The sequence below is a fragment of the Microcoleus sp. B4-C2 genome, from assembly GCF_036705265.1.
In the GTDB taxonomy this organism is placed as follows: Bacteria; Cyanobacteriota; Cyanobacteriia; order Cyanobacteriales; family Microcoleaceae; genus Microcoleus.
Window position 1 is genome coordinate 1 of sequence record NZ_JAUBUB010000085.1, and the last position, 26,996, is coordinate 26,996.

Genomic DNA, 26,996 nt, shown 5'->3' on the forward strand with positions numbered 1-26,996 from the left:
CCGCCCGTCCAAAAAGGCCGGGCGGGACGCCCATCCCACTTTCAAGAGTGAAAGTTATTTAATTCTCATTCCTTAGCAGGTTTTCATCAGCAAGTTCGGTCAAATCTGGTTTCTAAATTGTGACTATATAATACCCTAAATTGCGCCGTTCTTCCACAAAATTCCTAGATATTTTTTATTCACCCCAGATCCGTCCTATAAAATTTTATTTTTACAACCTCTGAATAGATTTAAATCCAACTAATATAACATAATTTCTTTGCTGTCTGTTAGCTAAATCACACATTTTTATAAAACATTAAGATAGAATAGTATAGCGATAAGCTTTTAACGCTACTAGGGTGCTAACATTATGAATTATTTGCTAAGTTGGCCTTGTGGCTGCTGCGACGATTGGAAAGATAGTTCCGAGAGTGCTGTGGTACTCAGAAACGGGCAGCGCATTTGTCAGTCGTGCTACCAGCGCAAATACAAGAATCAGAAGCTATTCGCTAGACGCAGGCGATCGGACATATCTGTATCGCGGCAGACAGTAACAGATACTGTCGCTTATTAATAATGCGCGAGCATTGGAATAAAGCCAAGTATTTCGACAAACTCGCATCAGCGGTGGGAATTAATAATCAACAAAAAAAAGAATGAATTTCGTCATCAGTCATCAGTCATCGGTCATTGGTGATCTGTCACTAATTTACTTATTTATCATCAGTCACTTGAAAAGCAGGTAACAGATTTTAACTTAAAAAACTAATGACTGACGACTAATGACTAATGACTAATAACTAAATGATAGTTCCATCAGGAATCGTGGCATTTTTCAGGACTACGATAATGCCGCTGCGGATGTAAAAACCTTGGTTTTCACGGTTGGCTTCTTCCACTCCGTCTTTATTAATTATTTGAACATTGCGGCCGATGCGGGCATTTTTATCCACAATCGCGCGGCGAATTGTAGTATCTGCACCGATACCGAGGGCGACGCCGCCGTTGTCCAAACTCGAATGCCGTTCGGCGTCGGGTTCGTAGAAGTCAGCACCCATTACCAGGGTGTCTTGAATTGTACATCCAGCTTCAATGCGCGATCGAACTCCCAACACAGAATGGTCGATCCGGCACTGTTTGAGAATGCAGCCTTCAGCAATAATCGATTCAGTCACGTGAGTATCTAAAAGCTTAGTCGGCGGCAAGAAACGCGGGCGAGTATAAATCGGCGCATTTTCATCGTAGAAACTGAAAGGCGGCTGAGGCTGTTTGGTCAGAGCCAAGTTAGCATCGTAAAAAGCCTCAATGGTTCCGATATCTTCCCAATAATCGTCAAACAAATAAGCTTGAACGTTGTGGTCTTTTGCATTATTCGGAATAATCTCTTTACCAAAATCAGTTTGGTTGGGAGATTCTTTCAGAAGTTTAATCAGAACTTCTTTTTTGAAGACGTAAATCCCCATCGAAGCAATGTAAGGACTTTCCTGAGCCTGCTGCGCTGTCAGTCCCAGTTTAGTAGTATCCACCTGCATTTGTTTGAGCGCATCGCCTTTTGGCTTTTCGCTGAAAGAAACAATGCGGCCGCTGTCGTCGATTTTCATCAAACCAAAATCCGAGGCCCGCTTCTCGTCCATTGGCAACACCGAGAGGGTGATATCGGCGTTGGTTTCGCGGTGTCTCTGCACAAACTTCTGGTAGTCCATGCGGTAGAGGTGATCGCCCGAAAGAATCAAGTATTCGTCAACGTCCCACTCTTCTAGCAGCCAGAGATATTGGCGAACTGCGTCGGCTGTCCCTTGAAACCAGTTGGGGTTTTCCTGAGTTTGCTGGGCGGCGAGCACCTCGGCAAATCCCTCGGTGAAGCCGGAAAACTGGTAGGTGCGAGCGATGTGACGATTCAGGGATGCCGAGTTGAATTGCGTGAGGACGTAGATTTTGACTATTTCCGAGTTGATGCAGTTGCTGAGAGGAATATCGATGAGGCGATATTTGCCTGCGAGGGGAACTGCGGGTTTGGCTCGCAATTTGGTTAGGGGGTAAAGGCGGGTGCCTACACCGCCACCGAGGATGATGGCTAAAACTTTTTTCAAGGAACTTTCTCCCTAGGGTCGATTAACTCTCCAAGTACAGTGTCGGATGGTGAGGGCTTCTTGACAAGGGGGGGGAGCAAGGAAGTTTTGAGTTTTGAGTTAGGAGTTGAGTCGCTTACCCACAAACCGGGTTGTTTAATCCCAATACTTCTTCAAACCCTCAATAAGAGTTATAAAACCCGGTTTAGAAGAGTTGGATTGTGTGCGGGGCTGGAGTTAGGGGTTTTGAGTGGTGAGTTAAAATACCCCTCAATCAATAATGGATATTTAAAAAAGTTGGGAGTTGTGAGTTAAAACACCCTTCAATAAATAAAGGCAGTTTAAGGAAAGAATAAGGTTCGGGGTTTTGGCTGTTAATAACAAGTTTTTTGGGTAAATTCCCGGTTTTCACAATTTCTCGATCGAGGCTCATGGCGCTATTGTTCTTTTTCAAGGCCGGTCGATCGCACCACCACGGGCGCTGACGCTGTTTATAGGCCCTTCCTCGCGATCGGGTTCTGCTGGAATTTGATCGGGTTCTTTTGGCTGGCGCTCCTGTTATCTGAGTTTGTCCGACTCCACACCAGTCAGAAAGCGCCGCCCGCCGGGACGATAAATTTCTTCTAGGTAGAGTCAGTTTTCAATCTTAGATTGACTGCAAATTTGTGTAATATTTTACAATTTGTCGCTCTACAAAACTTGATAAAATGTCTATTCTCTACCAAAAGTTAGATACCCTAGAAACCTCTGCTACTGTAGCCTAAGCGGTAAAAGCTAGAAAAAGTGTATGCAAATTCAAACGCCGGACTGGGTTAAAAACGCCGTATTCTACCAAATATTCCCCGATCGCTTCGCCAAAAGCAAACAGCCTCGCAAACGCATGCTGCAAAACTTCATGTGGGAAGAATGGCACGCAATCCCCACCCTGCAAGGCTACAAAGGGGGCGACTTGTGGGGCGTGATGGAAGAGCTAGACTACTTGCAAGACTTAGGAATTAACGCAATTTACTTCACCCCCATATTTCAGTCGGCCAGCAATCACCGCTACCACACCCACGACTACTATCAAGTCGATCCGATGTTGGGTGGCAATCCGGCTTTTAAAGAGCTTCTAGACGCCGCCCACGATCGCAACATCAAAATCGTCCTCGACGGCGTATTCAACCACGCCAGCCGCGGCTTTTTCTTCTTCCACGACATCCTCGAAAACGGCCCCGGTTCTCCTTGGCTCGATTGGTTTAAAATTGAAGGCTGGCCGTTATCTGCCTACGACGGCAATTTTCCTGCTAATTATGCCGGTTGGGATGGGAATCGAGCCCTTCCTGTATTCAATCACGAGAATCCAGAAGTGCGAGAATACATCATGGAAATCGCCGAATATTGGATTAAATTCGGCGTCGATGGCTGGCGGCTGGACGTTCCTTTTGAAATTAAAACCCCGGGATTTTGGCAAGAATTTCGAGACCGAGTTAAAGCAGTTAATCCCGAAGCTTACATTGTGGGCGAAGTTTGGGAAGATGCGACCGAATGGCTCGACGGTACTCAATTTGACGGGGTAATGAATTATCTTTTTGCTGCACCGACTATTGCTTTTGCAGCGGGCGACAGGGTTGATTTAACTCAAATAGAAGGCCGTGCTTACCATCCCTACCCGCCGCTTTTTGCTAAAGAGTACGGCGACAAAATTCAGCAGGTTTTGGAAATGTACCCGTGGCAGATACAGCTAACTCAACTTAATTTGTTGGCCAGTCACGATACTGCGAGGTTGTTAACCATTGCAGGAGGCGATAAAGCTAGTGTCGAAATCGCAACTTTGCTGCTGTTAACTTTTCCCGGAGCTCCTAGCATTTACTACGGCGATGAAGTTGGTTTGCCCGGTGCTCTCGATCCCGATTCTCGCCGCAGTTTTCCCTTACAAGCTCGCTGGGAACTTGATGTTTTAGATTATCACAAGCAGTTGATAGCTTTGCGGCACAAATACGCGGCCCTCCGCACTGGTTCGTACCAAGTTCTGTTTGCTGAGGGAACGGTTTACGTTTTTGCCAGAATTTTGGGGGATGAGGAAATAGTTGTTGCTGTCAATGTCGCGACCGAAGAAGCTAATATTAGCTTTGAGCCAGCTAGTTTGAAATCTCCTCACGATAAATTGCTGTTCGGTAAAGGCGAGTTTGTTTGGAAAGGTGAGGGGGAAACTCGCCTTTTAGAATTGATGCTGCCGGCGCGATCGGCATTGATTTTAGGTTCTGATAATTAGTTCAGCAATTACGCAAGTGTCACGATTCAATCGACTTGTAGGGTGCGTCAGACCGATTGATGGACGGATGATCGAGGGTTTGGGATCTGACCCACCTTACTAATTGTGACACTTGCGTAATTTCTCTAGTTAAAAATGTAAGGTGCGCCCATAAGCACCCTACTAAATTTAGAGATGTCCCAAGTTTGATTATGCTGCAAGCAATGCTGGTATAAGGTGCCGGTGTTTGCAATAAATCTAACAAACCAGCCGCTTCAATAACAGTCACGGGTGTTTTGAAAGAGTCTGCATTGGTGGCAGTCTGGACAATATCAGCCATGAGATTTTTCAGGAGTGCAAATAGCAGAAAATCCATCAACGGCGACAATCATTTTAGCAATTTACAAATAGCAAAAAATGAATCGGAGGGATGATGATTATTTTAGCCATTATAAGTTAATTCGGTTGCCGACCCGGATGGCTCGGCGCGATCGACCTTTTTGGCTTATACTTGGCTTCCCTCCTCCCCCTTGCGGAAAAACTGCTTGAAAATCTCTCCGGGTTCTCTGTCCCAGGTGTCGATATGTTCGTAAATTAAACCGTCTTTATCCAGTTTATAACTAGAGTAGCCGTTAAAAAAAATCAGAGCTTTCCAGGGAACCCGCAGTGTCCCGCGAACAGTCCAATTTGCCACAATAGTATCAGGGGCTGTCTGACCTACGTCGTGCAGGTCGAAGTAAATCTCGTTAAAGAATAGCTGCCCGTGAAATCGCAGAGTCCAAAAGATAATGCGATAGTTAATTTTTCCTTTAAATTTGTTAACAGGGTCTTGAAAATAAACATCTTTTGTGTAGATGTCGTAGGAGATGTCTTTTTCAAAAAGCGTCGGGAGATCCGCTTTCAGGGTGTCTACTGCTTGTTCTACCTGCATTTGATATTCGATCGCACTCAAACGACCACCTTGTGACAGTATTAATTTATGACTTTAAATGAATAATCTCGATCGGCAGCGGGAGGAGAAAAAAATTGATACTTCAACCAGCTCTAATCTTACCTCTAATTATATTGTCCGCCTCGGCTTTTCTGCTGACCCGGACTTGCGAAATCGAAACCTTGGCACAGATTTGACAGAACACCCCCACTCCTCTGACATTCTCGCAGAAATCAACAGCGGTAAGCTGTTGATGGTAGATAGCCGTCGCCGGAACGGCCTAATTTTGATTAAACGTTTCCACGCGGAGTTTGCCGGGCCTGGGGCTGCCGTTGGGGGCGCTTTTGATGTTGACTCTGTGCAGGCGATTTCCGTGGGCGATTTTTGTTTGGTTTGCCCTCACTCTCCCCAAGAAATACAGAAAGCTTTGGGAATTCGGCGGCAGTGGGTGCGGTTAATGGAACAGTTAACGGCAAAGCCTGCAGCTTTGGAACGCGCACAAATGGTTTTAACTCAGTTTGAACAATATTTGGATTCGGAAACGGTGGCACAAATTCCCGATGAAGCTTTGGCACATTTAGTAGGCGTATTTCCCCAAACCATTCGGGCGGCGCGACAAATTGATAATTAAAAATGTTATTACATCATTTTAGCCGTAGGTTGGGTTGAGGAACGAAACCCAACACAACCGATGTTGATGTTGGGTTTCCATTATCGTTCCAACCCAACCTACGCAAGATTTGTTGCCAAATTAATATTCATTATTCCTGACCAACTTCATTGTCCCATTCAATCAGAACATTCGCGCCCCAATCCCTTGAATAAGAACCATCCTGCACATAGCGATGAAAACTGGAATATTCCCAATCCCGTGGTGCGGCAACTAATCCATGCTTGACCGGATTATAATGAATGTAATCCACATGATTGGCAAAATCCACTTCATCTCTAATTTGATGCTCCCAAAACCGCCTCTGCCAGATAGCTTGCTCACCTTTTTTCAAACGAGACACTGAACGATTTTGTTTATATTGCTCAGGACAATTACGACTGAAATAATTCTTGATCAATCGCCAGCGACTTGAAAAATTAGCATCTTGAGCGGGCAGCGTCCAAATACAATGGAGATGGTCGGGTAAAACAACAATAGCATCAATTGTAAAGGGAAATCTAGCTATAACATTGCGTAATGCAGCGCGAAGCAACTCTACCATTTCGGGGTCAGAAAATAAGCGTTGGCGCTGATAGGTAACAATAGTAAAAAAGTAGGTAGCTCCGGGAGTTTTTAGACGACGATACTAGATGGGCTAAGCACTCATTTTTATAATGTAGGTTGGGTTGAGGCACGAAACCCAACATTCTGTATAAGCCGTGGAGTTGAGGAATGAAACCCAACATTATTAATAAATTGGGTGTTGGGTTTTGCTATCGCTCAACCCAACCTACAGAATGCCAGCTTACTTAATAGTGTAGGTTGGGTTGAGGCACGAAACCCAACACTCTATGTAATTTGATTAATTTCGCTGATTCGACACCATTTTTAAGGAGTTTTGTCAATTCAAAATCGCTGCGATTCGATCGACTGTTCGCTGATTTTCCTCCGGACTACCCACCGTAATTCGCAAACCTCCTCCAGTATGCCTAATTAAAGTACCCCGCTCTTTTAGCTGCTGCATGATTTGTTTGTGTTCCTGTTCGGCAGATTCGCCCTCACCGGCTTTCACCCGCAGGTAAACGAAGTTAGCTGCACTCGGCCAAACTTGCAATTTTTGATGCTGAGTTAGCGCTGCAATTAATTTGGTTCTTTCTGATAGAGTTTCGGGAATGGTTGCTAGCAATAACTGCCGCTGCGCTAGGGCTAACTCTGCTGCAGTTTGCGAGAAACTGGGAAGGTTGTAGGGGAGGCGGATTTTTTCTAAGGTGGCTGTGAGATCGGGATGGGCGATCGCATATCCGACTCTCATTGATGCTAGTCGAAATGCTTTGGAAAATGTCCGCAAAATTATCCAATTCGGGTGATGGTGCAATTGGTCTGCTAAAGTATTTTGGCTGAATTCAAAATAGGCTTCGTCAATTACTACTAATATCTCTTCGGGTAAGTTTGACAACCATTTTATTTCATCTGCTGTCAAAGCATTGGCTGTGGGCGAATTGGGGTGAACGACAAAGACGGCGCGCACGGGGGGATTTTGATTTTGGGCTATGGCCCTTTTAGCCGCCTCGATATCGATTTCAAAATTCTCCTCTTTCCGCTGAACACTGACAACGGGAATTCCGAGGGTTTGGGCGATTATTCCATACATCGAAAAGGTGGGATTCGCAACGAAAATAGAGCCTGTACCGCCTAAGCAAGTAGCTATTAAGATGGATCTAATTAGTTCGTCGGAACCGTTACCCACAGAAATATTGTCGGCTGTAATGGCGGTTTTTGGCACTGTAACCCCCCCTAGCCCCCCCTTGTTGGGGGGGACATTTAGGGATTCATTGACGTATTGGGCGATCGCCTCTTTGAGCGCTGCGTGGCCTCCGTCGGGATAGCGATTTGTCTCAATTAACTGCTGGTAAGTCCAAGCTAGCTTTTTTTTTAATTCTTCTGGCAAGTCGTAGGGGCATTCATTGGTATCGAGGCGATCGATCGCACTTTCCGAGTGCGCTGGTTCACCTGATGTGCCGCCCGGATGGGGAGTGTATGCGGTAAGTTCGGCTAACTCTTTTCGGATAAAGGGAAGCATGGTATAATTTACGACTTTTTATTTTAGATTATCTGCTTAGAAGCATCTGAACTTAGCATAGAGCTTGTTCTATCTCGAAAGCAAGAGGAGAGAAGGAATTGAGTTTCTGTCGATCGATTGATGCGTCGGCTGCGGCCAAGTGATTATTCTTAGAAAGTAACTGCTAATAGGTGGAAACCAAGTATGAAACTCAAGACTTCCGATATATCTAAAAATGTCGCCGCTACCCTCATAGCTTTGAGTGTGGCGATTCTCCCTTCAGCGCCGGCCTGGGCTCAAACGGACTCAGCTCCGGCACAGAACAATACTGATTCTAATCGAGTTATTCTAGACACCACTCCCTTTCAAGAAAGCAAGCGCGACAATAATCATTGGGGTGCTTTGGGTTTGTTGGGCATCCTCGGTTTGGCGAATCTCTTTCGCAAGGATGAACCCAAACGCTACCGCGATCCGATGGGCGAATAATTTTTTAAACTGCCATCCCACAAGCCAAAAAACCAAATCAACCGTCGTGGATTCAGAAACCGGGTTTTTTACCGAAAGACTGGATTATTGCCTTTAATCCGAGTAACAAATCCGGTTTCTTTGATATATTTGGGTATTTTGGCCACAAAGTTTGTTTATTCAATCACGCCACAAAGCAATCCCGCCCAATAAACCGCTCACATTTGGTACTATTTTAACCTGCGGCGGTAACTCAACAGCAATCTTTTTAGTATTGCCACCGCCGATGTAAATGCGATCGCAGTTAAAGAGATTTTGCAGATAGGTGAGCGCTTTTTCCAAACGGCGATTCCATCTTTTGGAACCGACTGTATCTAATGCCGATCGCCCTAATTGCTGTTCATAAGTTTCCCCTTTGCGAAACGGGTGATGCCCTAATTCTAGATTTGGCACCAATATACCATCGACAAATAAGGCAGAACCGAAACCGGTGCCCAGGGTAATTACTAATTCTACCCCCGTCCCAGCCATTGCTCCCAATCCTTGAATATCGGCATCGTTAGCCACTCGCACAGGTTTCCCCAAGCGATCTTTAAGGGTAGTTTCTAGGTCAAAATCTATCCAAGACGGATCTAAATTCACTGCGGTTTTGATGACGCCTAGACGCACGACGCCGGGAAAACCGACGGATACTCGGTCAAATTCCCCTTGTCCGCTTGCTAAAGAGGCGATCGCCTCTAATACGGGTTCTGGTTTCGGTGGTTGAGGCGTTTCTAAACGGCTGCGTTCCGTTTGGGGCTCGCCTTCATTGTCCAAAACCATAACTTTGATGCCACTTCCGCCAATGTCAACGGCTAAGGTGCGAGTCGATCGATCTTGTTGAGTCATTTGATTGTTAAGACTTGCAAGTTGGTCAAATTTTAATTTTTGAATTGGCAAAACTTTTGAATCGCTTCCCAAATTTCCGCTAGGACATTTCCCAAAGAATGATCGTCTTCTAATTCGATTAATTGCACCCAGGGACGGTTAGCGGCAAAATCTCTGCTAGCTTGAATCGGTATTATTGTATCATGCTGGCCGTGAAGGATTAACGTAGGGACTGACCGCATTAATTTTTCTTCAGGGTATTGAGCCATATCTGCCAAAAACTGATAATTCAGCGGCAGATAACCTTGTTCGCCGTAGTGGTAAACGGGCAAATATTTCTCCGACTGCCACTTTTCTAACTGTTGCTGTCCCAACAGCGGCAGCCAGTGGGAGATAAATTGAAAAGCCGGTGCTAACAAAACTATTTGTTTTACTGACAATTGTCGCTGGGCCAACCAAGCCGCTGTCAGCCCCCCAAAACTAGACCCAATTATTGTAACTCCCCCTAATTGTTCCTTGTCTGCCGATGGGGAGGATATCGAATTAGGGGTTTGCAAAAATTCTGTTTCTATTTGCTGCAACTGGCGGGTGAGGGTGAGACCGGAAAAATCGTTTTGATTGAGATCGGGAGTTTTTAGGTCAATTTCTAGGGACGAAAAGCAATCTCGGAAATATCTTGCCTTAAGGGAATCGGGACTTGATGCAAATCCGTGTAAATAAATGTAACTCGAATGGTTTTTTAAATTCATTCAGTAATTGATATTTAACAACAAATATTAATTATAACACCCACAGCCCCGACTTCTTTAAGAAGTCGGGGCTCTAATAAGCCGTGAACAAAATGGCACTATTACTGCGGTTTTTGACGGTTTTGCATCCGGTTTTTAGCATTTTGTCGGCGCTGCTGCATCAGTTGAGCGAATTGGCTGCGCTGTTCAGGCGTGAGCACTTCTCGCATTGCGAGTGTATTTTCAAATTGCACCTCTTCAAACTGCTGTCTCAATCCCATTATTTGACGGTGTTTTTCACGAATTTCGCTGGCATTTGCCGTGCCGGACATCATCGTGTCCAATTCTTGTCGGGCTTGGCGAACTGCTTGCATTCGCTGGGAAAGTTGGTCTTTGTAGCGATCGCGCACGGCCTGCATTTGCTGCTTTTGGTCTGCGCTTAAATTAAGTTTCTCGAACATCCCACCTTCCATGCCAGCGGGTCGATTTGGACGCTGGTTTTGTGCAATTGTTTCCGGTTCTAGCGGATTGGGAACGGCTATTGCTGCGGCTGTGCTGCCGAGAGTCAGCATTAAAACGGCTAGGGCAGAAATACGACGAATTGACATGAAAATTACCTCTTTGATATTACTTATTTGTTGGCGGTTCGCTTTCCGAGGAAACAGGGAAATTCAACCAGTCTGTTGGCGGGCGATCGGTCATATTTTCTTGAGGAGAGTCATGGAGTACACCCTCCCAGTTAGTCACTAAAAATGCTTCTAACTTAGCTGTTTCCTCATCTGGTAATTGTGCAGTCTCAAACGGACGGTAGCCAGACCAAAAAAGTAGCAGGCTAGCAGCAATCGCAGACGACACACCCCACTTAGAAACAGATGATATTTTTAACCTGTCATGAGACTTAGGTGACGTAGTTCCTCGCCTTTTTTCCCGGTGTTTTTCATTAAGAAGGCTCGCCTGATTAGTTTCTATTGCTGCTAGAATTTTTTGCTCTAAATCTGGTGCAGCTTCAGGAATATTGGCGCGATGTTGCTTCAAGAAATTAACTAACTCTTGGTCGCTGCTTGGGTTATTCATAGCTCGATGACACCTTCTTTTTGCAAAAATTGCCGCACAGCATTTCGGGCATAAAACACGCGAGATTTGACAGTTCCCGCAGGCAGTCCCAAAATTTGGGCTACTTCTTTTTGCGGGATGTCTTCTAAGTCGTGCAGCACCAAAACGCTGCGGTGTTCAAAGCTCAATTGCTCCAGTCCGCGCTGCACTAAATCTTGATAGTGCAACTGCATCAAGTCCGATGTGTTATCTTTGAGAATAACCCGATCCATTGTTTCTTGATTTTTGAGTTGGGAGTCAAAAGAATGCTGTTTAGCAAATGCTTGTCTTTGGTCGGAAGCCACATTCCAAGTGATTCGATAAAGCCAAGTAGAAAAGTTTTCCTGGTGCTTCAGTTTGGGCAATCCTTTCCAGACTCGCAGGAATACTTCTTGTGCTAAATCGTCAAGAAGCGAGGGGCCGCATAGTTGGTAAAGGGTTGACCTGACTTTGTGTTGGTAGCGTTGGTAAAGGTAGCGAAAGCAAGTGCGATCGCCCTTTAAACATTGAGCAACTAAGTCCGAGTCGGAACAGTCATCGATTAAAACATTGGCTGACACAGCTAACACCTGTGAAGTCTCCCCCACCAGTTCGTTATCTGAAGTGTTTAGACAGGGCGATCGCGAAAAAGGTTCAAATCATTTAAAATTTTATTTTGAGCATGAATCCGCTTGGGGTGTAAAAATGCACCAATGTCAGTAACAGGCTTTCCGGCCTGTTCCACAAAAATTAAATAAATTTTCTTGTGGGGAGTAAAGGTTGGGCTTCTAGCCCGCCCCTAACAGGCAAGAGACCTGTTCCACAAAACTCAATTTTATTGTGGAACGGGCCGAAGAGCCCGTTCTTAACAATAATGCAAGATGTGAGTTCTAACGATTTACAGCATTTTTCCAATAAGTATAAGTTTCTAAACCAATACTTTTTTGGTCTTCATTATAGATATCATCTAAACATTTGAAAAGAGCCAAAGCATAATTTTTTAATCCCAACTCTGTTAAACTTGTGAGAATCCTAGTCAGCCGCAAATAGTTGTGATTAAATTTTTCAATCCACTTTCTTTTTCTTGACAAATATTCTGCAGATTTGGCAATTACAATTTCTGCGTTTTCCCCTTCGCGGCATTCCAAACCGTAAAACGCCAGCATGACTTTTAGAGATTTGAATAAGCGACTTCTCAACTCTTCACTTGTTCTAAAAGCTTGAATCACCTCATCATTTAAAGTAGGAGCACTGGAATTAAAGCGACTCTTTTCTCTTAGCGGAAACAGCCATTGAATGTAATTGTGCACGGATTCCAGCTTCTGGTAATCCCACGACCAAATATCCTCGATCGCCCGACCTTGCGAATCAGGCTGCTGACCGAGATAGAATGCTAAAATTTTGTTGTGTTTGGTTGAATTACTCATTAATCTGCTATAAAAAAAATCAGAAGGTTAATCTTCAGTCGGTTAAAACTGAGATGTTACACCAATATAAATAAAGGAATTTATCGCGGGGTGGGGGCGGGTTTGTGAGTCTTTGGGTATCTGTTTAAGCTATTGGTGAACCCGCCCCTACAGATTTTTAAGAATGTTGTTCTTCAGTCAGTTTTAACTCACATCTTGCACCATTCGCAATTACCTGTAGGGGCGGGTTCGCCAACAGCCTCTCCGGTTGCAGATAGGTTAAATAAACCCGCCCCTACCCCACCAATAGCCCTTTATTGAGATTGGTGCAAGATTTCAGTTTCAACCGACTTTAGCTATTAGCCAGGGGTTTAAACCCCTGGCCGCTTCCCCCGCTTTACCGCAGAGTTACAAACTCTTCAGCAGTCGATGGGTGAATGCCAATAGTCGCGTCGAAGTCTTTCTTCGTAGCTCCCATATTAACCGCGATCGCCATTCCTTGAATAATCTCGCCCGCGTCTTTCCCAACCATGTGCACGCCCAAAACTCTGTCAGTATTAGTCTCAACAACTAACTTGACAAAAGTTTTCTCGTCTGCACCTGTCAAAGCGTGAAACATCGGCCGAAACTTGGCTGTGTAGCACTTAATTGAGTCGGGAAACTTTGCTCTAGCCTGCACTTCGTTTAAGCCGACTGTAGCAGCTTCCGGCTGGGAAAATACCGCTGAGGCGACATTTTCGTAACTGATTGCTCTAGGATTGTTGCCAAATTCAGTATCGGCAAAAGCGCGTCCTTCGGCGATCGCAATTGGCGTTAAATTGATGCGGTTGGTGCAATCTCCGACTGCAAAAATGTGCGGCTGACTGGTGCGGCTGTCTTTGGTAACGGCGATCGCACCTTTATCTGTTTCTACTCCCGCATTTTCTAAACCCAATTTTTCCAAGTTGGGTTTGCGCCCGGTAGCGCACAACAGCGCGTCTACTATTAGCGTTCCTTCGGCTATTCCCGACAGAGTTAACTTTAAGCCTTCTGGGGTTTTCTCAATGTGCTTGATCGAGCTTTCTGTCAAAATTTCGATTCCGTGCTTAATCATTCCTTCTTGCACGTTGGTACGAATTTCTGTGTCGAACTCGTTCAAAATTAAGTCACGGCGGATGATTTGAGTTACTTTGCTTCCCAACCCGTTCATAATGCAAGCAAATTCGACGCCGATGTAGCCTCCTCCCCAAATGGCTAACCGTTTTGGCTGCTCTTTTAGGAGGAAGATTTCGCGAGAGGTAATCGCGTGTTCGATGCCGACAATTGGGACTCTTTGCGCTTCTCCGCCGACTGCAATTAAGATTTTGGCGGCGGTAAATTTTTTGTCACCAACTTCGACGGTGTGGGGGTCAATAAATTTGGCGTATCCTGAGATTAATTCGACTCCGGCTTTTTCAAGAAAGCTGATGTGCAGTTTGCTGAGTCGGCGCACTTCTGTGTCTACCGTGGTGACAAGTTTTTCCCAGTCGAAACTGCTTTCTACTGGACTCCAACCGTAGCCCACCGCATCTTCATAAAGGTGCGAAAATGTTGAGGCGTACACCATGAGTTTTTTGGGGACACAGCCGCGAATTACGCAGGTTCCGCCTACTAAGTCATTTTCGGCGATCGCCACTTTTGCGCCGTAGGATGCTGCTCGCTTGGAACTCGCCAATCCGCCGGAACCCGCACCTATCACAAACAAGTCGTAGTCGTATGTCATAATTGTCTGTACCTTCTTATCGCCCACTTACCAATTTTACGCTTTACTTTTTTTAATGATATCTCAAAAAAATTTTGTTTTTTTTGGGGTCAACTACTTTACTTTTTGCGCTTGCCTTGGTATTATTTAATAATAGGAATCTGTGCGTAAATTTTAAAATTGCTCACACTCCCATTATTAGAGTATAGCACAAGCGATCGACAAGAAACATATAAAAATGTAAATTTTTTTTTCTGCGGCCGATGAGGAAATAGCTAATTATAGTTCTCGGAGACAACCACCATGCAAGTCACGACCGAACAAATTATTTATCCATGCAGCGACGGTCAATCAATGGCAGATAGCACAATACAATACAAATTAATTGTCAAAATCAAAGAAGGTTGCGAATCGCTGTTTAAAAACGACCCAAACGTTTTTGTAGCAGCCGATTTACTGTGGTATCCAGTTGAAGGTAGACCAGACATTTCTCAAGCACCGGATGTCATGGTAATATTTGGCAGACCAAAGGGCGATCGACGTTCCTACCTGCAATTTAACGAAGATAATATTGCTCCCCAAGTTGCCTTTGAGATTCGCTCTCACAACGACAGACAAACCAAGATGTACAAAAAACTTTCATTTTACAATCGCTATGGAGTCGATGAATATTACCTTTACGATCCCGAAAACAACGATTTGAGCGGTTGGCAAAGAATTGAAGGAAACTTAGAATTAATTGAGCCGATGGAGGGCTGGGTAAGTCCGAGATTGGGAGTACGATTTGAGTTGGGCGAAGCTGGGTTAGAAATATATCGATCCGATGGACAAAGGTTTCTTTCCTATGCGGAATTGGAGGAACAGGGGGAATTAAACCGCCAGCGTGCCGAACAGGAAGCTCAAAGAGCCGAACAAGAAGCTCAAAGAGCCGAACAAGAAGCTCAAAGGGCCGAACGTTTGGCAGCAAAACTGCGCGAATTGAACATCGATCCTGAGAGCATTTAAGCGACAAATTGTTTAATTTAGGGCTTACGCATCAAGACCACAGAAACCGGGTTTTTTATGGTTTATGCGCGCTGTAGCGAATGATGATCGTGAAAAAATCAGGTTTCTCACCACCTTTGTGTAAGTTCCATAATTACAATTTGTCCCACTTGTTTAAAGTCGCGAAGCAATCTCCATTCTTCGGGATTGGTTCACTCTACTCCGGTGCATTTGCAATGACCGAAAGCATCCAGAATACAAGCCCCTAGATTCATTCCTTCGGAGACTCAGAACCCAGAGATAAAAAACCTGTATCCGATGAAACTTTCCCCCCTAATTTATCCGTGGGGTCAGTCGATTTTAGATTTTAGATTTTAGATTTTAGATTTTAGATTTTAGATTTACCCCACAGATAAATCTGGGAGCTTGAACTAGGGTCTAAAATTTTTATCTTTCCACGACTTAAGTCGGGAGCTTGTATCCGTTTTTGGGCCTTGTGAATGCTTCAATTCTAAAATCTAAAATCTAAAATCTAAAATCGATTGACGCCTGATACTGAAATTAGCGTCCAAACGATCGCCCTTCCAACCGCCAAAACCGATAAGAAGTGTTAAGTTAGTAGTTAGTTGTGTCGATCGCACAGAAAAAAAATGCCTGAATTACAAACCGATACATACCAAGACCTCGACCCGCAAGTCCTCTCAAAGCCAGTTGTTGTCGGTCTGGAAGATGTAACAAAAGTTTACGGGATTGGCGACCTCGAAGTTCGCGCCTTAAACGGCGTCAGCTTGACGGTAAGACAAGGAGAATATTGCTCGATTATGGGCGCATCGGGTTCCGGCAAATCTACAGCTATGAATATTATCGGCTGTCTCGATCGACCTACGAGCGGCAGTTACTACTTAGACGGCGTAGATGTCGCCCAAATGCCCGAAGAAGAATTAGCCGGAATTCGCAATCTAAAATTAGGTTTTGTCTTCCAACAATTTCACCTGTTGCCTCAATTGACAGCATTAGAAAATGTCATGTTACCGATGGTTTATGCCGGCATTCCCGCAGCAGAAAGACGGGAACGGGGAGTAGACGCTTTAACAAAAGTAGGCCTGGAAAGTCGGCTGCAAAACAGACCGAATCAACTATCAGGAGGACAGCAGCAGCGGGTAGCCATTGCCAGGGCTATTGTCAACCGTCCCGTGTTGTTGCTGGCTGACGAACCTACAGGTGCATTGGATACAAAAACTACTCAAGAAGTAATGGATATTTTTACCGAATTCAATGAAAGCGGCATGACTGTGGTTATGGTAACGCACGAACCCGAAGTGGCGCGCCAAACTCGCCGCGTTGTCTGGTTCCGCGACGGTCAAGTTATTCACAATAATCTCAACCCGGAAGAGCTTTCACACGCTGTATTTTAGTATAATAGTCCGCGAAAAGTGAAAAGAAAATTGGGCGATTGAAATCGCTTCTAGACAAACGAAGTCCGCCTACGCGGACTGAAGAATCAAGAGGGTATGAGTCTTATGCAAGAGGACTTTAGCTATTAGACAGGGGTTTTCAACCCCTGGCGGACTAATAGACAAAACGCCTGATATGTGATTAATGAAAAGCACTCGGAAAAGCTTCCCAAACTCGATCGACAAAATCTCTAAGTTGCCGAGATGCGATCGCACCATCCTTTTTCTCAGCATCCAGAGAGTGCAACTCAGTCAAAAGCGAAATTACCTCAGTATCAAAAGCCTCCCGAAACAAGCTAAGCGGCCAAAGCAAATCAGCACCATCTCGCAAATCGGATAAAGTGTATTCTGCCGATAAATCCTTCCCCGACGCCGATACAACTAACATCAAAGGGCGCACCCAACAAATTTGACGTGCCTCAACCACTTGGATCACCTCTGAATGCAGGCACGCATCTCCACATTCTAAACTGACAATTTGACCAGGCTTAAAGTTCAAAGCACAATCCATTAATGCTCACACTTAATACAGACATAACAAAGCAGCGAAATAAGTGCAGCATCTCTCGACAGCACTCGAAAACATTATATCATAATTCCTTCTTCCTTCTTCCCTCTTCCCTCTTCCCTCTTCCTTCTTCCCTCTTCCTTCTTCCTTCTTCCTTCTTCTTCTCAACTTTCATCAAGCTTTTTAAGAGCCATTTCGAGATCGGCTGTCAACAATCGTGCTTCTTTTTTACCACCGCCACCATGGGCATAATCCGTCACGGAAATCGGAGAACCGATCGCAACTTTTACCTGAGCACCCCATTGAGGAATGCGCGGGCGATAGCGGATACTCATCGGTACAATTTTCACCCCCAAACCCGGTTTGCTCAACTCTGCTTGCATTGCCAAACGCGCCAATCCCGGCTTAATCGGGTGAACTTCGCCATCCTGAAAAATACCGCCTTCGGGAAAAATCACCAACATTTCCTTGTCGAGGAGTAGTTCCACCCCGTAACGGAGACTCCCAATTGCCGGATGCTTGAGATCCACAGCAAACCCCCCCAAATGTCTGATGAACCAACCTTGCACTCCTTTGACCTCATCAGCAGTTACCATAAACCGCAAATCGCGTCCAGTCACCTTCTGTCCAGTTGAATAGGGCATCATCAGGGCATCCCACCGGGAGCGGTGCGTAGGGGCTAAGATGACAGGCCCGTCTTTCGGCAAGTGCTCCTGTCCGGTTATCTCAATCTTGCCAAAATGAAACGGTAGGACAACATAGTGACCTAGCGGATAGAGCAAGGAGGTTAACCAAGGAGAAACGCGAGAGGTATTAGATGCTACCTTGGCAGGCATGGGCTTCACTAGAGAGGATTTACTGGACTCAACGGCGATCGTGGCGGTGTGGGGCATAGCAATTAAGCTGCTTGATCGAGATCTAAAGTCTAAAGTAAGGTGTTGGCCAAATCTTTAGTTTTTGGATCGGGACACTTTTGCTATTGGCCTTGTGCCGATCGAGCGATCGCGCCCGCAAGAGATAATCTCTAACAGGTAAAACCTCAACCAACCGGACAGCAATAATGCAGAGCAGTCTGCCACCTCGAAAGCTTGAGCGGGCCATTACGGATCTATTATTTCAGTTAAAGGATCAATTTCGATTAAACATCGCCCCCAAGAAAGTAAAAAATTTTACCTGTTAATTTTTCCGGCGCGCTTCAAACCAAGAAAGCAACTGATCGCGGCAAACAGACTCCATAATACCGCCGAGCACCTCTAAGCGGTGACACGAATGCGCGCTATCGGGAATATTAGCTGCAGTCCGAATCGTGCCAGTTTTCGGGTCATCTGCTCCGTATACCAGCAAACCAATCCGAGCTTGGACGATCGCACCCGCGCACATCGGGCAAGGCTCCAGCGTTACGTAGAGCGTGCATTGGTTGAGATGCCAGTCTTGCAAAACTTTGCCGGCCGCCCGCAAAGCCAAGATTTCAGCGTGAGCAGTCGGATCGCAATCTCGCTCTCGCCGATTTTGCGCTTCGGCAATCAATTTGCCAGTACCGTCAACAATGGCAGCACCCACAGGTACTTCACCAGCATCACCCGCTGCTTGCGCCAGTTCCACAGCCCTAGTCATCCAGCGTTTGTGAATAAAATAAGTAGTCTCACTAATAGCCAACGGCTCAGCTTTATAATTCACGTCATACCTAAGTAACAGAAAAACTTAAGATCGATATAGAAAGTTACATTACAGCTTAATCGAGAGTCTTTAATTATGGACACCACTACGATTACCACTGAAATTGTTGAGCTGTTGTGCCGCATTAGTCGGCAAAAGCTGCGCGAACAAGATATCACTCCTTTGGTAGTGTTTCTGACGGCTCTAATTTCCATCCTGCGCGGAGTGATGATTATTGACAGGACGATCGCAGTTGAAGAAGAAGAACGCCTGCAAAAGACTCTCAAAGCCTTTGCCAGCGGCGACCGCGATCGGGTAGAACTAATTCAGCGCCTTGTCAAAGGAGTATCGAAACAGCAGGTTTACTTCAACCCCACGGAATTGCTAACCCTGACAGCTTTGTTCTCAGAATCAGAAAAACTGTTGCTCATCGGTTCCGGCTACGAAATGTCAGCGGCCGACGGACACATCGACCTGCGGGAGCAAATGTACTTACAGTCGATCGCCAATCGGCTCGGCCTCGACTCCAGACACATTGCAGTCATAGACACTTTATTTACTAAAGAAGGAACCCTCGACTCAGAAGCTTTTGCCGAAGTTCAAGCTTTACTCGATCCCAGCGAATTCGAGTCCCGCGATCCGGTATTTGGCAAAGCAGCAAAGCACTTGCTGAGTATTTTACTCCGCCAATAATCCAGCCCCTATAAATTTTTGGGCAGTACAAAGTAGTGAGAGAGGATTTCGAGGATTTGACGCTGTTTCCATTGGATATGGGAATTGGGCGCTCTTACCTACCAAGAGCGCTGCACGGCGTATGTTGCTCAAAAACCTGGTTTCGGCCTAAGTCCCGCTTGATTTTTTTTTTGCAAGAGTCGATCGACCCTTGTATCCCATTGAACCGAATGCCTCTAAAATCTAAAAGCGACTTGTCGCTGCCTTGATAGACCCAGCTTGGTGTCAAATCTAAAATTGATTGATTATGCAAATTGAATGGCAAACCGCCAAAACCTACGAAGACATTCTCTATCACAAAAGTGGTGGCACCGCCAAAATTACCATCAATCGACCTCACAAACGGAACGCTTTCCGTCCCAAAACAGTTCTGGAACTGTGCGATGCCTTTACTGATGCCCGTGAAGACACAAAAATTGGCGTTGTCCTGTTTACCGGTGCGGGGCCTCATACAGACGGCAAATACGCCTTTTGCGCCGGCGGCGACCAAAGCGTGCGGGGTTCGGCGGGATATGTAGACGAAGGTGGCATACCCCGGTTGAACGTGCTCGACTTGCAGAAGTTAATTCGATCTATGCCCAAAGTTGTAATTGCTTTAGTTGCAGGCTACGCAATTGGAGGGGGTCACGTTCTGCACTTAATTTGCGACTTGACGATCGCTGCTGACAATGCTATTTTCGGACAGACCGGCCCCAAAGTCGGCAGTTTCGACGGTGGTTTCGGAGCTAGCTATCTCGCCAGAGTTGTCGGCCAGAAAAAAGCCAGAGAAATTTGGTTTTTGTGTCGCCAGTACAGCGCGCAGCAAGCCCTAGAAATGGGTTTAGTCAACTGCGTCGTACCCGTCGAACAACTAGAAATAGAAGGGATGCAGTGGGCTGCGGAAATTCTCGAAAAAAGTCCGATCGCGATTCGCTGCTTGAAATCCGCTTTTAATGCCGACTGCGACGGTCAAGCCGGTTTGCAAGAACTGGCGGGAAATGCCACTTTGCTGTACTATATGACCGAAGAAGGCGCCGAAGGCAAACAAGCCTTTTTAGAAAAACGGCAACCTGATTTTAGTCAATATCCTTGGCTGCCATAGCTGGATGGAGAAATCAGTTTTTTTTATCAACGAAATGGGGTCTAAAACCCTGTCCTTCTAGGACGGCTTTAATTTCTTAAATCCCTTCCTAAAAGTGAGGCAATTTCTAGTATACTAGAGTAGTCAAGGTTAAACTCCTTCGCCATCGTGTATAAAAACAGTTAACGACACACTTTGGCGCGTAAACCGGGGGACAAAGAGCGGCGAAAACTCTATAAACAGCTAGGGGCTTAACACAGTTCCTTTAACCAGAGAAACAAACTATTTAGTCTTGTTAAGTAGGGTAGGGCATACCCGAACTCTAGGTAAATATCCTAGTACGCTTTTGGAGATAGACCAAGAGGGATGACTGCGAATCAGGCTCGTTAATTGGTAGGATTTCTACGGTTAAAAAGTTTGAGGATTGCCGAAAGGACGCAACATTTTAAGGTCAGTCGCTGAATTAAGAATCCCTGTCCTTTAGGTCAGGGAGTGTCAAGCGCTCATATTAAAGTAGATGCTGCTGATTTTTATGAGTTAGTAAAGCCAAATGCACCCTGTAGTCCAAAAGTGTCAGTATTGATACCTGTTGCCAAAAAAGAATGAAACTGCTTTGCCAGATGCAAACCATGATAATGATCGGTGATTCCCCTATCGAAAATCGAAAATCGAAAATGGTATGAGCAGCAGGGCAGCCGACGAACTAAACTGAGACTGCAGCAGCGGATTTTTCGGTTAACGTTGTGCCTGTAAGCTGGCAGGCATTGCGCTCAGAAAGAGTGACGGTGGCATCCTGCAGCGTCAGAGTCGATTCTGGCCACAGTCCAATTTCTTCTATGTTTTCCCAAGATGACCTAAAAGGCGAAACCGCTAAAGCACAAGCTTTCCAGTGACTTTGAATCGGCCCGCCTAATAAAGCGCAAACACCCCCGCGTCTGCCTTCAGGGGTATAGTGACGGCAGTGACCACAAGCTGAAGTTAAAGGTGAAGTTAATGAGGTTTGCATAAAAGTTCTTAGGGAAATCATTTTCATCTCTAATTGTCCCTTGCAGAGCTAGTCTGCCTTAGAGCATCCCAACCTTTATGCTGTCTGGGTTGTAGCGATCCCCAAAGCATAATTAAATTTTATAATTTATTTATAATCTCGTTATATATAGAAACAATTAGCTCGGTGCTTGCTCATTGTATAGGTAAAAACATAGGTTAAAAGTTTATAAAGGCGTTAGGGATCAAGAAAAAGTACAAATACCCAAGGAGTATGAAAGGTCACAAATAAGCGGTAGCTCAGGATACAAAAATTGGCTGAGAGTGTCGGTAAGCAGCCTCCGGGAAACAGCAACAATTAAGTTTTCAAATGAAAATGAAAAATAGCTGCCGACGATCGACAGCAGGCGATCGGGCCCTTGTTGCATTGACGCCAAAAGTAGCTAAGTAGTAGGACACAATTAATTACACAAAACTTTGGGCGACAAGCCTTGTCTAGTAAAGAACAGCAAAAAATCAGTGTGTAATTAATTCTGTCCAATTACTTAATCATAAAATAGGCAAGTTTTCAACTAAAACAGCAGGAGTCCCGCACTCTAACGGTACTCCGTTGAGTGACGGGAGGAATGCGCGTGAGGCTCAAGAGCTGAACAAATTATCTATAAACGCAACAGAATTTATTCAATACGTGATACACTCTTGTCATGAAACAAGTCCTGACAGTATCTTGCAAACTTCAAGTAACGCCTGAGCAGTCCCTCAAACTTGATGCGACCCTTCAGGCGTTTGCGAATGCTTGTGAATATGTGAATCAAACTGTGCCACCAACCCTGACAAATGAATTGGCGATGCAATCTTTGGTATATCACGATGTCAGAGATATGTTTGGACTTTCGGCACAGCTAGCAATCCATGCTATTAGACGGGTTTCTGGCAACAGAAAAACAGCTAAAAAAGATGGGAAGCCAGTCATCCGCTTTGCTCCTACTAGCGTCACTTACGATACCCGTATCTTTTCTTTTAGGGAAAAAGATTGGACAGTAAGTTTGACCACTACTGGTGGTAGGGAAAGGTTTGCACTGGCTATCGGGAACTACCAACTTGGATTATTGAAAGGTCAAAACCCCAAGACTGCTACTTTGTGCAAACGCAAAAATGGCAGTTACTATCTTAATATTCAGCTTGAATCTCAGCCAGCCGAGCCTCCACCCAGCAATCAAGTTTTGGGTTGTGACTTGGGTAGGACTGATATTGCAGTTACTTCTGATGGAGATACATTTAGCGGTAAACAAATTACCAAAGTTAGAAATCATTATGCCAAGTTGAGAGTAAATATCCAGCGAAAAGCCACGAAAGGCACGCGCAGCACTCGGCGTAGATGTCGAGAATTGTTGAAACGGTTGTCGGGCAAGGAAAAGCGCTTTCAGACCTTGGTAAATCACACTATCAGTCACCGTATCGTAACCAAGGCTAAGAACAAAAATCAAGTTATCGCTTTGGAAGATTTGACGGGAATTAGGGAACGCACAAATCAGCAGCCACGCTCAAAAAAAGAGCGGAGACTTAGCAATAGCTGGGCATTTTTTCAGTTGCGCCAATTCCTGATATACAAAGCTATAAAGCATAGCGTAAAGATTTTGTTGGTGGAGCCTAGATACACTAGCCAAATGTGCCACAAATGCAATCATATTAACCCTGTAAAGGGTGAATCTTATAGAAACGGCAAAAAGTTTGCTTGTGGTCATTGTGGATGGAAAGGTGATGCCGACTTAAACGGCAGTAAGAATATTGCTGCTATTGGGGCTTTCGTAAATAAGCCCGAAGGTTCGAGATTGTTTTGCAATGTGCAAGATCATTTCAGGGCTATTGAAAGCCCACACTGTACCTGTACTCAGGGAGCGTGCTGGGTAATTTACGCTTCTTGTTTATCTCTACAATCAACATATTAAAATTAATTCAGAGGCGGTAGGAGTTTTGCTAATGAGTAAGCGTTCTTCGGTTGAATCCCCAAATCATCAATCCTCTTCAACCCCAATCAACCCTGCTTTGCAAGCAGTCCTGGGGAGTCTAGATGTAAATCTAGAAGCAGAACTGACAACATACAGAAGGCACAGGAGGCGCGCCGAACAGTGGGTGTCGCCCTCAGTTCGTAGCGGCAAGCAAACAGCCACAACCGAGCAACAGCTAGCCCAAAATTTGTCGCCGGAGACTGCGGAGGAAACCCAGCAGCCCCTATCGCTGCCGCTATCCCTTGCCGGCACTCAGGGCGATGCCCCGCTAGCAACTACCAGGGGTGGCACAAAATTATCTAGCAGTGCCTTCGCACCCAACAAGTATCTCGAATCAAGCGAAAAACTGATCGAAAGTTTGGACGAGTCAAAAGCTGAGCCTACGGTAGAACGCAGTTTAGCCGCCAGTTTGTTAACTCCCTTGGGACTGAGTTCGATGCTGCTGTTTTTGCTGTCATGCACAGCTTTGGGCTACGCAGTCATGTACCCGTCAAATCTAGTTAAGATTGCCGGCCTGAACCGTTTGCTCGATCGCACCTCATCCTCTCCAAGCGACAGTCCCGCCTCTACTTCCACCTCAGATACCAGCACCAAGGAACTGCCGAAAGCTCCAAATCTGGTATCCAAAGAATTTGTCGAGCTAGATTTGAGCACTCTCAGCAATGTCCAGCCGACAGTCAGCCCGATTCCTTCCCCGTCACCAAAAGCATCAATCCCGCCAACTCCGCCAGCGCCTCCGGGCCCTGGCGCGGCTGTGCCGATTCCTACAGAAGACGGCAACCCCGCCAGAGGTAGGGAACAAGGACTCAACAATCTGAGTACGGCTTTGCTTCCCACTCCCAGCCCCAGCGCCGCCCAGCCAGTGCCGACACTGCCGACACTGCCTCCAACACCCTCCCCAGCCCAGCCTGCCGCCGCATCCCCAGCCGCCGCATCCCCAGCCGCCGCATCCCCAGCCGCCACACCCCCGCTGGGAAGACCTGCACGGGCCGCCGACGGTTTCTATTACGTTGTCACCGATTACACCGACGAAAAATCGCTGCAGCAAGCCAGAACCGCTGTTCCCGATGCCTACGTGCGAAACTTCTCAAAGGGTGTCAAGATCCAAATGGGGGCTTTGAACGATGCTGCCTCAGCAGAACGTTTGGTGAAAGAACTCCAAGAAAAAGGGGTGAAGCCACAATACTATCAACCATAAATTAGGTAAAGGGTGAAAAACTTTAACTAAATTGTTAGACAAAGCTAGACAATGATGAATGTTTTGTCTAACACAAAATTGGTTTTGTAATTGTCAATTCCCAGTCCTAAATCTAAAATTTAATAAAATCGGGAGACGGGCAAAATGGGATTATTCGATCGCCTATGGCGAGTGATTCGAGCCAATATTAACAGTTTGGTCGGGGCTGCCGAAGACCCAGAAAAAATTCTGGAACAGGCTGTAATGGATATGCAGGAAGACTTAGTGCAGCTCAGACAAGCTGTGGCAGGAGCGATTGCAGCTCAAAAACGCACTGAACGCCAGTGCTCCCAAGCTGAGTCTACAGCAGCAGAATGGCATCAGCGGGCGCAGCTAGCTTTGCAAAAAGGCGAGGAAAATTTGGCGCGGGAAGCTCTGACGCGCAAGAAATCTTATCAAGAAACGGCAACGGCGATGAAAGCCAGTCTGGATCAGCAATCGGCTGTTGTGACTAAACTTAAAGAAAATATGCGGGCGCTCGAAAGTAAAATTTCCGAGGCAAAATCTAAAAAAGATATGTACATTGCCCGAGCTCGATCGGCTGCATCGTCGGAAAGGCTTCAAGAAATGATGGGCAATCTCAGTACCGGCAGCGCTTTGAGCGCGTTTGAACGGATGGAAGAGAAAGTCATGGAGCTAGAAGCTCGCTCCGAAGCAATCGCAGAACTCGGAACTAATGATTTAGAAAAGAAGTTTCTCTCTCTCGAAGGCGCCGACGATGTGGATACCGAGTTGGCCGCGATGAAAGCACAAATGCTTCCAGGCAACAATACACCCAAATTGCCGTCGAGGGAGCCGCCCGCATCCTGAACCCCGGCAACAGAACAAGAGTCGGGACGAGCAAAAACTTCTCAACAGCCTAGCTAGAGATGGCTCGAAGCCTGTTGGGGAATTCCCGGATCGAAGTTAAACTCAAGAGGTAGGTGCATGAATAAGCTTGCCTGCATCACATTACTCGATCGCTTTAAACTGGATTTATCTGTCTGCAAAAATTGCCAAAAACTAAATCGCACTAAAAATCTGACCAGAGTGAATTTCACAACTGCGGGCTAGGGCTATCAAGCCTTCTTGCCGCCTACTTCGTACACCTCACCCAGGAAAAATAGCATTATGGGATTATTTGACCGCATTAGCCGAGTCGTCAAAGCCAATCTTAACGATCTGGTCAACAAAGCTGAAGACCCGGAAAAGATTTTAGAACAGTCTGTTACGGATATGCAGGAAGACTTGGTGCAGTTGCGTCAGGCCGTTGCCAGCGCGATCGCCACTCAAAAGCGTACCCAGACTCAGTACAATCAAGCTGAATCTCAGTCTAACCAGTGGCAGCAGCGCGCTCAGCTAGCCCTGCAAAAAGGAGACGAGACTTTGGCCCGAGAAGCGCTAGTTCGCAAAAAGTCTCACGCTGAAACGGCGGCTACGCTGAAAGCCAGTCTGGATCAGCAATCGGCTCAGGTGGAAAGTCTCAAGCGCAACTTGATCGGTTTGGAGAGCAAAATTTCCGAAGCTAAGACTAAGAAGGATATGCTCAAAGCGAGGATATCCGCTGCTAAAGCTCAGGAACAGCTCAACAATTCCATTGGCTCCCTGAATACTGGCAGTTCAATGGCAGCTTTCGATCGCATGGAAGAAAAAGTTTTGCAGATAGAAGCTCGCGCGGGAGCTTCGGCAGAACTGGCGGCCGGCGGCAGCAATTTAGAGGAACAGTTCCGCTTGCTCGAAAGCGGCGGCGATGTTGACGACGAGTTGGCTCAGATGAAAGCTCAACTTACCGGGGGTTCTGTGTCTCAAGGTCAATTGCCTGCAGCGGGTAAAACGGCAGCAGCTAGTAGCTCGGAGTCGAGCCCGGTGATTGATGCTGAGTTGGAAGAATTGCGATCGCAGCTCAATAAAATGTAGTAATCTCTATCAAAATTTACTTATTTCTCAGATCGCAGGTTTGATAGAATGCTCCGCCGACCTACAGGACTAGCTTGGGAGGTCGGAGTTTTTTTGACAAATTCTCCTATGCACAAATTATGAATTATGTCAACTATATTTATATTGATTTAAGGAATTAAGTGTTTAAAAAGTGATAGAGTAATTTTATTCCTTGCAAGAGGGCTAGCTTGGGAGGTCAATCGATTTTAGATTTTAGATTTTAGATTTTAGATTTTAGATTTTAGATTTTAGATTTTAGATTTTAGATTTTA

The 26,996-nt window shown here is 45.7% G+C and carries 27 protein-coding genes and 1 pseudogene; 12 read left to right on the forward strand and 16 right to left on the reverse strand.

Features of this window, described 5'->3' with window-relative positions; all coding sequences use genetic code 11:
- Nucleotides 1-352: 352 nt before the first annotated feature.
- Nucleotides 353-556, forward strand: a complete 204-nt coding sequence (locus QUB20_RS21640) for a hypothetical protein (RefSeq protein ID WP_333246786.1) — start codon at nt 353-355, stop codon at nt 554-556.
- Nucleotides 557-782: 226 nt separating this feature from the next.
- Here the strand turns inward: QUB20_RS21640 and QUB20_RS21645 are convergent, their stop codons facing one another.
- The gene (locus tag QUB20_RS21645) at nt 783-2,072 is read right to left on the reverse strand and encodes a glucose-1-phosphate adenylyltransferase (protein WP_333246788.1); all 1,290 of its coding nucleotides are present in this window, start codon (nt 2,070-2,072) and stop codon (nt 783-785) included.
- A gap of 766 nt (nt 2,073-2,838) precedes the next feature.
- Here QUB20_RS21645 and QUB20_RS21650 point away from each other — a divergent pair.
- Nucleotides 2,839-4,305 carry a glycoside hydrolase family 13 protein gene (locus QUB20_RS21650; protein ID WP_333247400.1) on the forward strand — a complete coding sequence of 489 codons (1,467 nt, stop codon included), beginning with the start codon at nt 2,839-2,841 and terminating at the stop codon, nt 4,303-4,305.
- A 484-nt stretch (nt 4,306-4,789) separates the two neighbouring features.
- Here the strand turns inward: QUB20_RS21650 and QUB20_RS21655 are convergent, their stop codons facing one another.
- On the reverse strand, nt 4,790-5,215 hold the full coding sequence (locus QUB20_RS21655; RefSeq protein ID WP_333247403.1) for a DUF2358 domain-containing protein: 426 nt from the start codon (nt 5,213-5,215) through the stop codon (nt 4,790-4,792).
- A 58-nt stretch (nt 5,216-5,273) separates the two neighbouring features.
- Here QUB20_RS21655 and QUB20_RS21660 point away from each other — a divergent pair, with 58 nt between their 5' ends.
- On the forward strand, nt 5,274-5,846 hold the full coding sequence (locus tag QUB20_RS21660; RefSeq protein ID WP_333247397.1) for a hypothetical protein: 573 nt from the start codon (nt 5,274-5,276) through the stop codon (nt 5,844-5,846).
- 130 nt (nt 5,847-5,976) lie between these two features.
- Here the strand turns inward: QUB20_RS21660 and QUB20_RS21665 are convergent.
- Nucleotides 5,977-6,501: pseudogene (locus QUB20_RS21665) on the reverse strand (REP-associated tyrosine transposase); the annotation flags it as partial.
- A 267-nt stretch (nt 6,502-6,768) separates the two neighbouring features.
- A complete protein-coding gene (locus tag QUB20_RS21670; RefSeq protein ID WP_333247394.1) occupies nt 6,769-7,947 on the reverse strand; it encodes a histidinol-phosphate transaminase in 1,179 nt (392 codons plus the stop codon).
- Between the two features lie 183 nt (nt 7,948-8,130).
- Between QUB20_RS21670 and QUB20_RS21675 the strand changes: the two genes are divergently transcribed.
- Entirely contained in the window at nt 8,131-8,412 is a 282-nt protein-coding gene (locus QUB20_RS21675) for a WGxxGxxG family protein (protein ID WP_333246798.1), read from the forward strand.
- A gap of 159 nt (nt 8,413-8,571) precedes the next feature.
- Here the strand turns inward: QUB20_RS21675 and QUB20_RS21680 are convergent, their stop codons facing one another.
- The 7 genes from QUB20_RS21680 to gor all read right to left on the reverse strand — a co-directional run bounded on the left by QUB20_RS21680 (nt 8,572) and on the right by gor (nt 14,204).
- Nucleotides 8,572-9,279 carry an ROK family protein gene (locus QUB20_RS21680; RefSeq protein ID WP_333247392.1) on the reverse strand — a complete coding sequence of 236 codons (708 nt, stop codon included), beginning with the start codon at nt 9,277-9,279 and terminating at the stop codon, nt 8,572-8,574.
- 32 nt (nt 9,280-9,311) lie between these two features.
- Nucleotides 9,312-10,007, reverse strand: coding sequence for a YqiA/YcfP family alpha/beta fold hydrolase (locus QUB20_RS21685; RefSeq protein ID WP_333246802.1), 696 nt, complete (start codon nt 10,005-10,007; stop codon nt 9,312-9,314).
- A 101-nt stretch (nt 10,008-10,108) separates the two neighbouring features.
- Nucleotides 10,109-10,594, reverse strand: coding sequence for a Spy/CpxP family protein refolding chaperone (locus QUB20_RS21690; RefSeq protein WP_333247389.1), 486 nt, complete (start codon nt 10,592-10,594; stop codon nt 10,109-10,111).
- A 19-nt stretch (nt 10,595-10,613) separates the two neighbouring features.
- Nucleotides 10,614-11,060 (reverse strand): hypothetical protein, encoded by a 447-nt coding sequence (locus QUB20_RS21695; RefSeq protein ID WP_333247387.1) that lies wholly within the window; start codon nt 11,058-11,060, stop codon nt 10,614-10,616.
- Nucleotides 11,057-11,647 carry a sigma-70 family RNA polymerase sigma factor gene (locus QUB20_RS21700; protein ID WP_333246811.1) on the reverse strand — a complete coding sequence of 197 codons (591 nt, stop codon included), beginning with the start codon at nt 11,645-11,647 and terminating at the stop codon, nt 11,057-11,059. Before QUB20_RS21700 ends, QUB20_RS21695 begins: the two co-directional genes overlap by 4 nt.
- A 300-nt stretch (nt 11,648-11,947) precedes the next feature.
- Entirely contained in the window at nt 11,948-12,484 is a 537-nt protein-coding gene (locus tag QUB20_RS21705) for an opioid growth factor receptor-related protein (RefSeq protein WP_333247384.1), read from the reverse strand.
- A 376-nt stretch (nt 12,485-12,860) separates the two neighbouring features.
- Nucleotides 12,861-14,204, reverse strand: coding sequence for a glutathione-disulfide reductase (gene gor / locus QUB20_RS21710; protein ID WP_333247383.1), 1,344 nt, complete (start codon nt 14,202-14,204; stop codon nt 12,861-12,863).
- 282 nt (nt 14,205-14,486) lie between these two features.
- Between gor and QUB20_RS21715 the strand changes: the two genes are divergently transcribed.
- Together QUB20_RS21715 and QUB20_RS21720 are read left to right on the forward strand one after the other, a co-directional pair.
- Nucleotides 14,487-15,188, forward strand: a complete 702-nt coding sequence (locus QUB20_RS21715; protein ID WP_333247381.1) for a Uma2 family endonuclease — start codon at nt 14,487-14,489, stop codon at nt 15,186-15,188.
- Nucleotides 15,189-15,817: 629 nt separating this feature from the next.
- Nucleotides 15,818-16,582 (forward strand): ABC transporter ATP-binding protein, encoded by a 765-nt coding sequence (locus QUB20_RS21720; RefSeq protein WP_333247379.1) that lies wholly within the window; start codon nt 15,818-15,820, stop codon nt 16,580-16,582.
- 181 nt (nt 16,583-16,763) lie between these two features.
- Here the strand turns inward: QUB20_RS21720 and QUB20_RS21725 are convergent, their stop codons facing one another.
- The 3 genes from QUB20_RS21725 to tadA form a co-directional block, all read right to left on the reverse strand.
- On the reverse strand, nt 16,764-17,120 hold the full coding sequence (locus QUB20_RS21725; protein WP_333247377.1) for a hypothetical protein: 357 nt from the start codon (nt 17,118-17,120) through the stop codon (nt 16,764-16,766).
- A 173-nt stretch (nt 17,121-17,293) separates the two neighbouring features.
- Complete coding sequence (locus QUB20_RS21730; RefSeq protein ID WP_333247375.1) at nt 17,294-18,022, reverse strand: lysophospholipid acyltransferase family protein; 729 nt, start codon at nt 18,020-18,022, stop codon at nt 17,294-17,296.
- 283 nt (nt 18,023-18,305) lie between these two features.
- The gene (tadA, locus tag QUB20_RS21735) at nt 18,306-18,806 is read right to left on the reverse strand and encodes a tRNA adenosine(34) deaminase TadA (protein ID WP_333247373.1); all 501 of its coding nucleotides are present in this window, start codon (nt 18,804-18,806) and stop codon (nt 18,306-18,308) included.
- A 75-nt stretch (nt 18,807-18,881) separates the two neighbouring features.
- On the opposite strand from tadA, the gene QUB20_RS21740 reads away from it, so the two are divergent.
- Nucleotides 18,882-19,478 (forward strand): TerB family tellurite resistance protein, encoded by a 597-nt coding sequence (locus QUB20_RS21740; protein ID WP_333057766.1) that lies wholly within the window; start codon nt 18,882-18,884, stop codon nt 19,476-19,478.
- 286 nt (nt 19,479-19,764) lie between these two features.
- Complete coding sequence (gene menB / locus QUB20_RS21745; protein WP_333246402.1) at nt 19,765-20,598, forward strand: 1,4-dihydroxy-2-naphthoyl-CoA synthase; 834 nt, start codon at nt 19,765-19,767, stop codon at nt 20,596-20,598.
- A 682-nt stretch (nt 20,599-21,280) separates the two neighbouring features.
- Here menB and QUB20_RS21750 read toward each other — a convergent pair.
- The gene (locus QUB20_RS21750) at nt 21,281-21,583 is read right to left on the reverse strand and encodes a hypothetical protein (protein WP_333057768.1); all 303 of its coding nucleotides are present in this window, start codon (nt 21,581-21,583) and stop codon (nt 21,281-21,283) included.
- 682 nt (nt 21,584-22,265) lie between these two features.
- On the opposite strand from QUB20_RS21750, the gene QUB20_RS21755 reads away from it, so the two are divergent.
- The 3 genes from QUB20_RS21755 to QUB20_RS21765 all read left to right on the forward strand — a co-directional run bounded on the left by QUB20_RS21755 (nt 22,266) and on the right by QUB20_RS21765 (nt 25,617).
- Entirely contained in the window at nt 22,266-23,510 is a 1,245-nt protein-coding gene (locus tag QUB20_RS21755) for a transposase (protein ID WP_333247370.1), read from the forward strand.
- Between the two features lie 31 nt (nt 23,511-23,541).
- Nucleotides 23,542-24,768, forward strand: a complete 1,227-nt coding sequence (locus tag QUB20_RS21760) for a hypothetical protein (RefSeq protein WP_333247368.1) — start codon at nt 23,542-23,544, stop codon at nt 24,766-24,768.
- A 144-nt stretch (nt 24,769-24,912) separates the two neighbouring features.
- Nucleotides 24,913-25,617 carry a PspA/IM30 family protein gene (locus tag QUB20_RS21765; RefSeq protein WP_333057770.1) on the forward strand — a complete coding sequence of 235 codons (705 nt, stop codon included), beginning with the start codon at nt 24,913-24,915 and terminating at the stop codon, nt 25,615-25,617.
- A gap of 53 nt (nt 25,618-25,670) precedes the next feature.
- Here the strand turns inward: QUB20_RS21765 and QUB20_RS21770 are convergent, their stop codons facing one another.
- Nucleotides 25,671-25,847: a hypothetical protein gene (locus QUB20_RS21770; protein WP_333057771.1), complete on the reverse strand. Its 177-nt coding sequence runs from the start codon at nt 25,845-25,847 to the stop codon at nt 25,671-25,673.
- A 70-nt stretch (nt 25,848-25,917) separates the two neighbouring features.
- Here QUB20_RS21770 and QUB20_RS21775 point away from each other — a divergent pair, with 70 nt between their 5' ends.
- Nucleotides 25,918-26,703 (forward strand): PspA/IM30 family protein, encoded by a 786-nt coding sequence (locus tag QUB20_RS21775; RefSeq protein WP_333057772.1) that lies wholly within the window; start codon nt 25,918-25,920, stop codon nt 26,701-26,703.
- Nucleotides 26,704-26,996 lie beyond the last annotated feature (293 nt).

Excerpts from the sequence above, each read along its gene's own strand:
- QUB20_RS21640 (WP_333246786.1), top strand. The coding sequence starts at position 353 with ATGAATTATTTGCTAAGTTGGCCTTGTGGCTGCTGCGACGATTGGAAA.
- QUB20_RS21650 (WP_333247400.1), top strand. The coding sequence starts at position 2,839 with ATGCAAATTCAAACGCCGGACTGGGTTAAAAACGCCGTATTCTACCAA.
- QUB20_RS21655 (WP_333247403.1), bottom strand. The coding sequence starts at position 5,215 with ATGCAGGTAGAACAAGCAGTAGACACCCTGAAAGCGGATCTCCCGACG.
- QUB20_RS21660 (WP_333247397.1), top strand. The coding sequence starts at position 5,274 with ATGAATAATCTCGATCGGCAGCGGGAGGAGAAAAAAATTGATACTTCA.
- QUB20_RS21670 (WP_333247394.1), bottom strand. The coding sequence starts at position 7,947 with ATGCTTCCCTTTATCCGAAAAGAGTTAGCCGAACTTACCGCATACACT.
- QUB20_RS21675 (WP_333246798.1), top strand. The coding sequence starts at position 8,131 with ATGAAACTCAAGACTTCCGATATATCTAAAAATGTCGCCGCTACCCTC.
- QUB20_RS21680 (WP_333247392.1), bottom strand. The coding sequence starts at position 9,279 with ATGACTCAACAAGATCGATCGACTCGCACCTTAGCCGTTGACATTGGC.
- QUB20_RS21685 (WP_333246802.1), bottom strand. The coding sequence starts at position 10,007 with ATGAATTTAAAAAACCATTCGAGTTACATTTATTTACACGGATTTGCA.
- QUB20_RS21690 (WP_333247389.1), bottom strand. The coding sequence starts at position 10,594 with ATGTCAATTCGTCGTATTTCTGCCCTAGCCGTTTTAATGCTGACTCTC.
- QUB20_RS21695 (WP_333247387.1), bottom strand. The coding sequence starts at position 11,060 with ATGAATAACCCAAGCAGCGACCAAGAGTTAGTTAATTTCTTGAAGCAA.
- QUB20_RS21705 (WP_333247384.1), bottom strand. The coding sequence starts at position 12,484 with ATGAGTAATTCAACCAAACACAACAAAATTTTAGCATTCTATCTCGGT.
- gor (WP_333247383.1), bottom strand. The coding sequence starts at position 14,204 with ATGACATACGACTACGACTTGTTTGTGATAGGTGCGGGTTCCGGCGGA.
- QUB20_RS21715 (WP_333247381.1), top strand. The coding sequence starts at position 14,487 with ATGCAAGTCACGACCGAACAAATTATTTATCCATGCAGCGACGGTCAA.
- QUB20_RS21720 (WP_333247379.1), top strand. The coding sequence starts at position 15,818 with ATGCCTGAATTACAAACCGATACATACCAAGACCTCGACCCGCAAGTC.
- QUB20_RS21730 (WP_333247375.1), bottom strand. The coding sequence starts at position 18,022 with ATGCCCCACACCGCCACGATCGCCGTTGAGTCCAGTAAATCCTCTCTA.
- QUB20_RS21740 (WP_333057766.1), top strand. The coding sequence starts at position 18,882 with ATGGACACCACTACGATTACCACTGAAATTGTTGAGCTGTTGTGCCGC.
- menB (WP_333246402.1), top strand. The coding sequence starts at position 19,765 with ATGCAAATTGAATGGCAAACCGCCAAAACCTACGAAGACATTCTCTAT.
- QUB20_RS21750 (WP_333057768.1), bottom strand. The coding sequence starts at position 21,583 with ATGCAAACCTCATTAACTTCACCTTTAACTTCAGCTTGTGGTCACTGC.
- QUB20_RS21755 (WP_333247370.1), top strand. The coding sequence starts at position 22,266 with ATGAAACAAGTCCTGACAGTATCTTGCAAACTTCAAGTAACGCCTGAG.
- QUB20_RS21760 (WP_333247368.1), top strand. The coding sequence starts at position 23,542 with ATGAGTAAGCGTTCTTCGGTTGAATCCCCAAATCATCAATCCTCTTCA.
- QUB20_RS21765 (WP_333057770.1), top strand. The coding sequence starts at position 24,913 with ATGGGATTATTCGATCGCCTATGGCGAGTGATTCGAGCCAATATTAAC.
- QUB20_RS21775 (WP_333057772.1), top strand. The coding sequence starts at position 25,918 with ATGGGATTATTTGACCGCATTAGCCGAGTCGTCAAAGCCAATCTTAAC.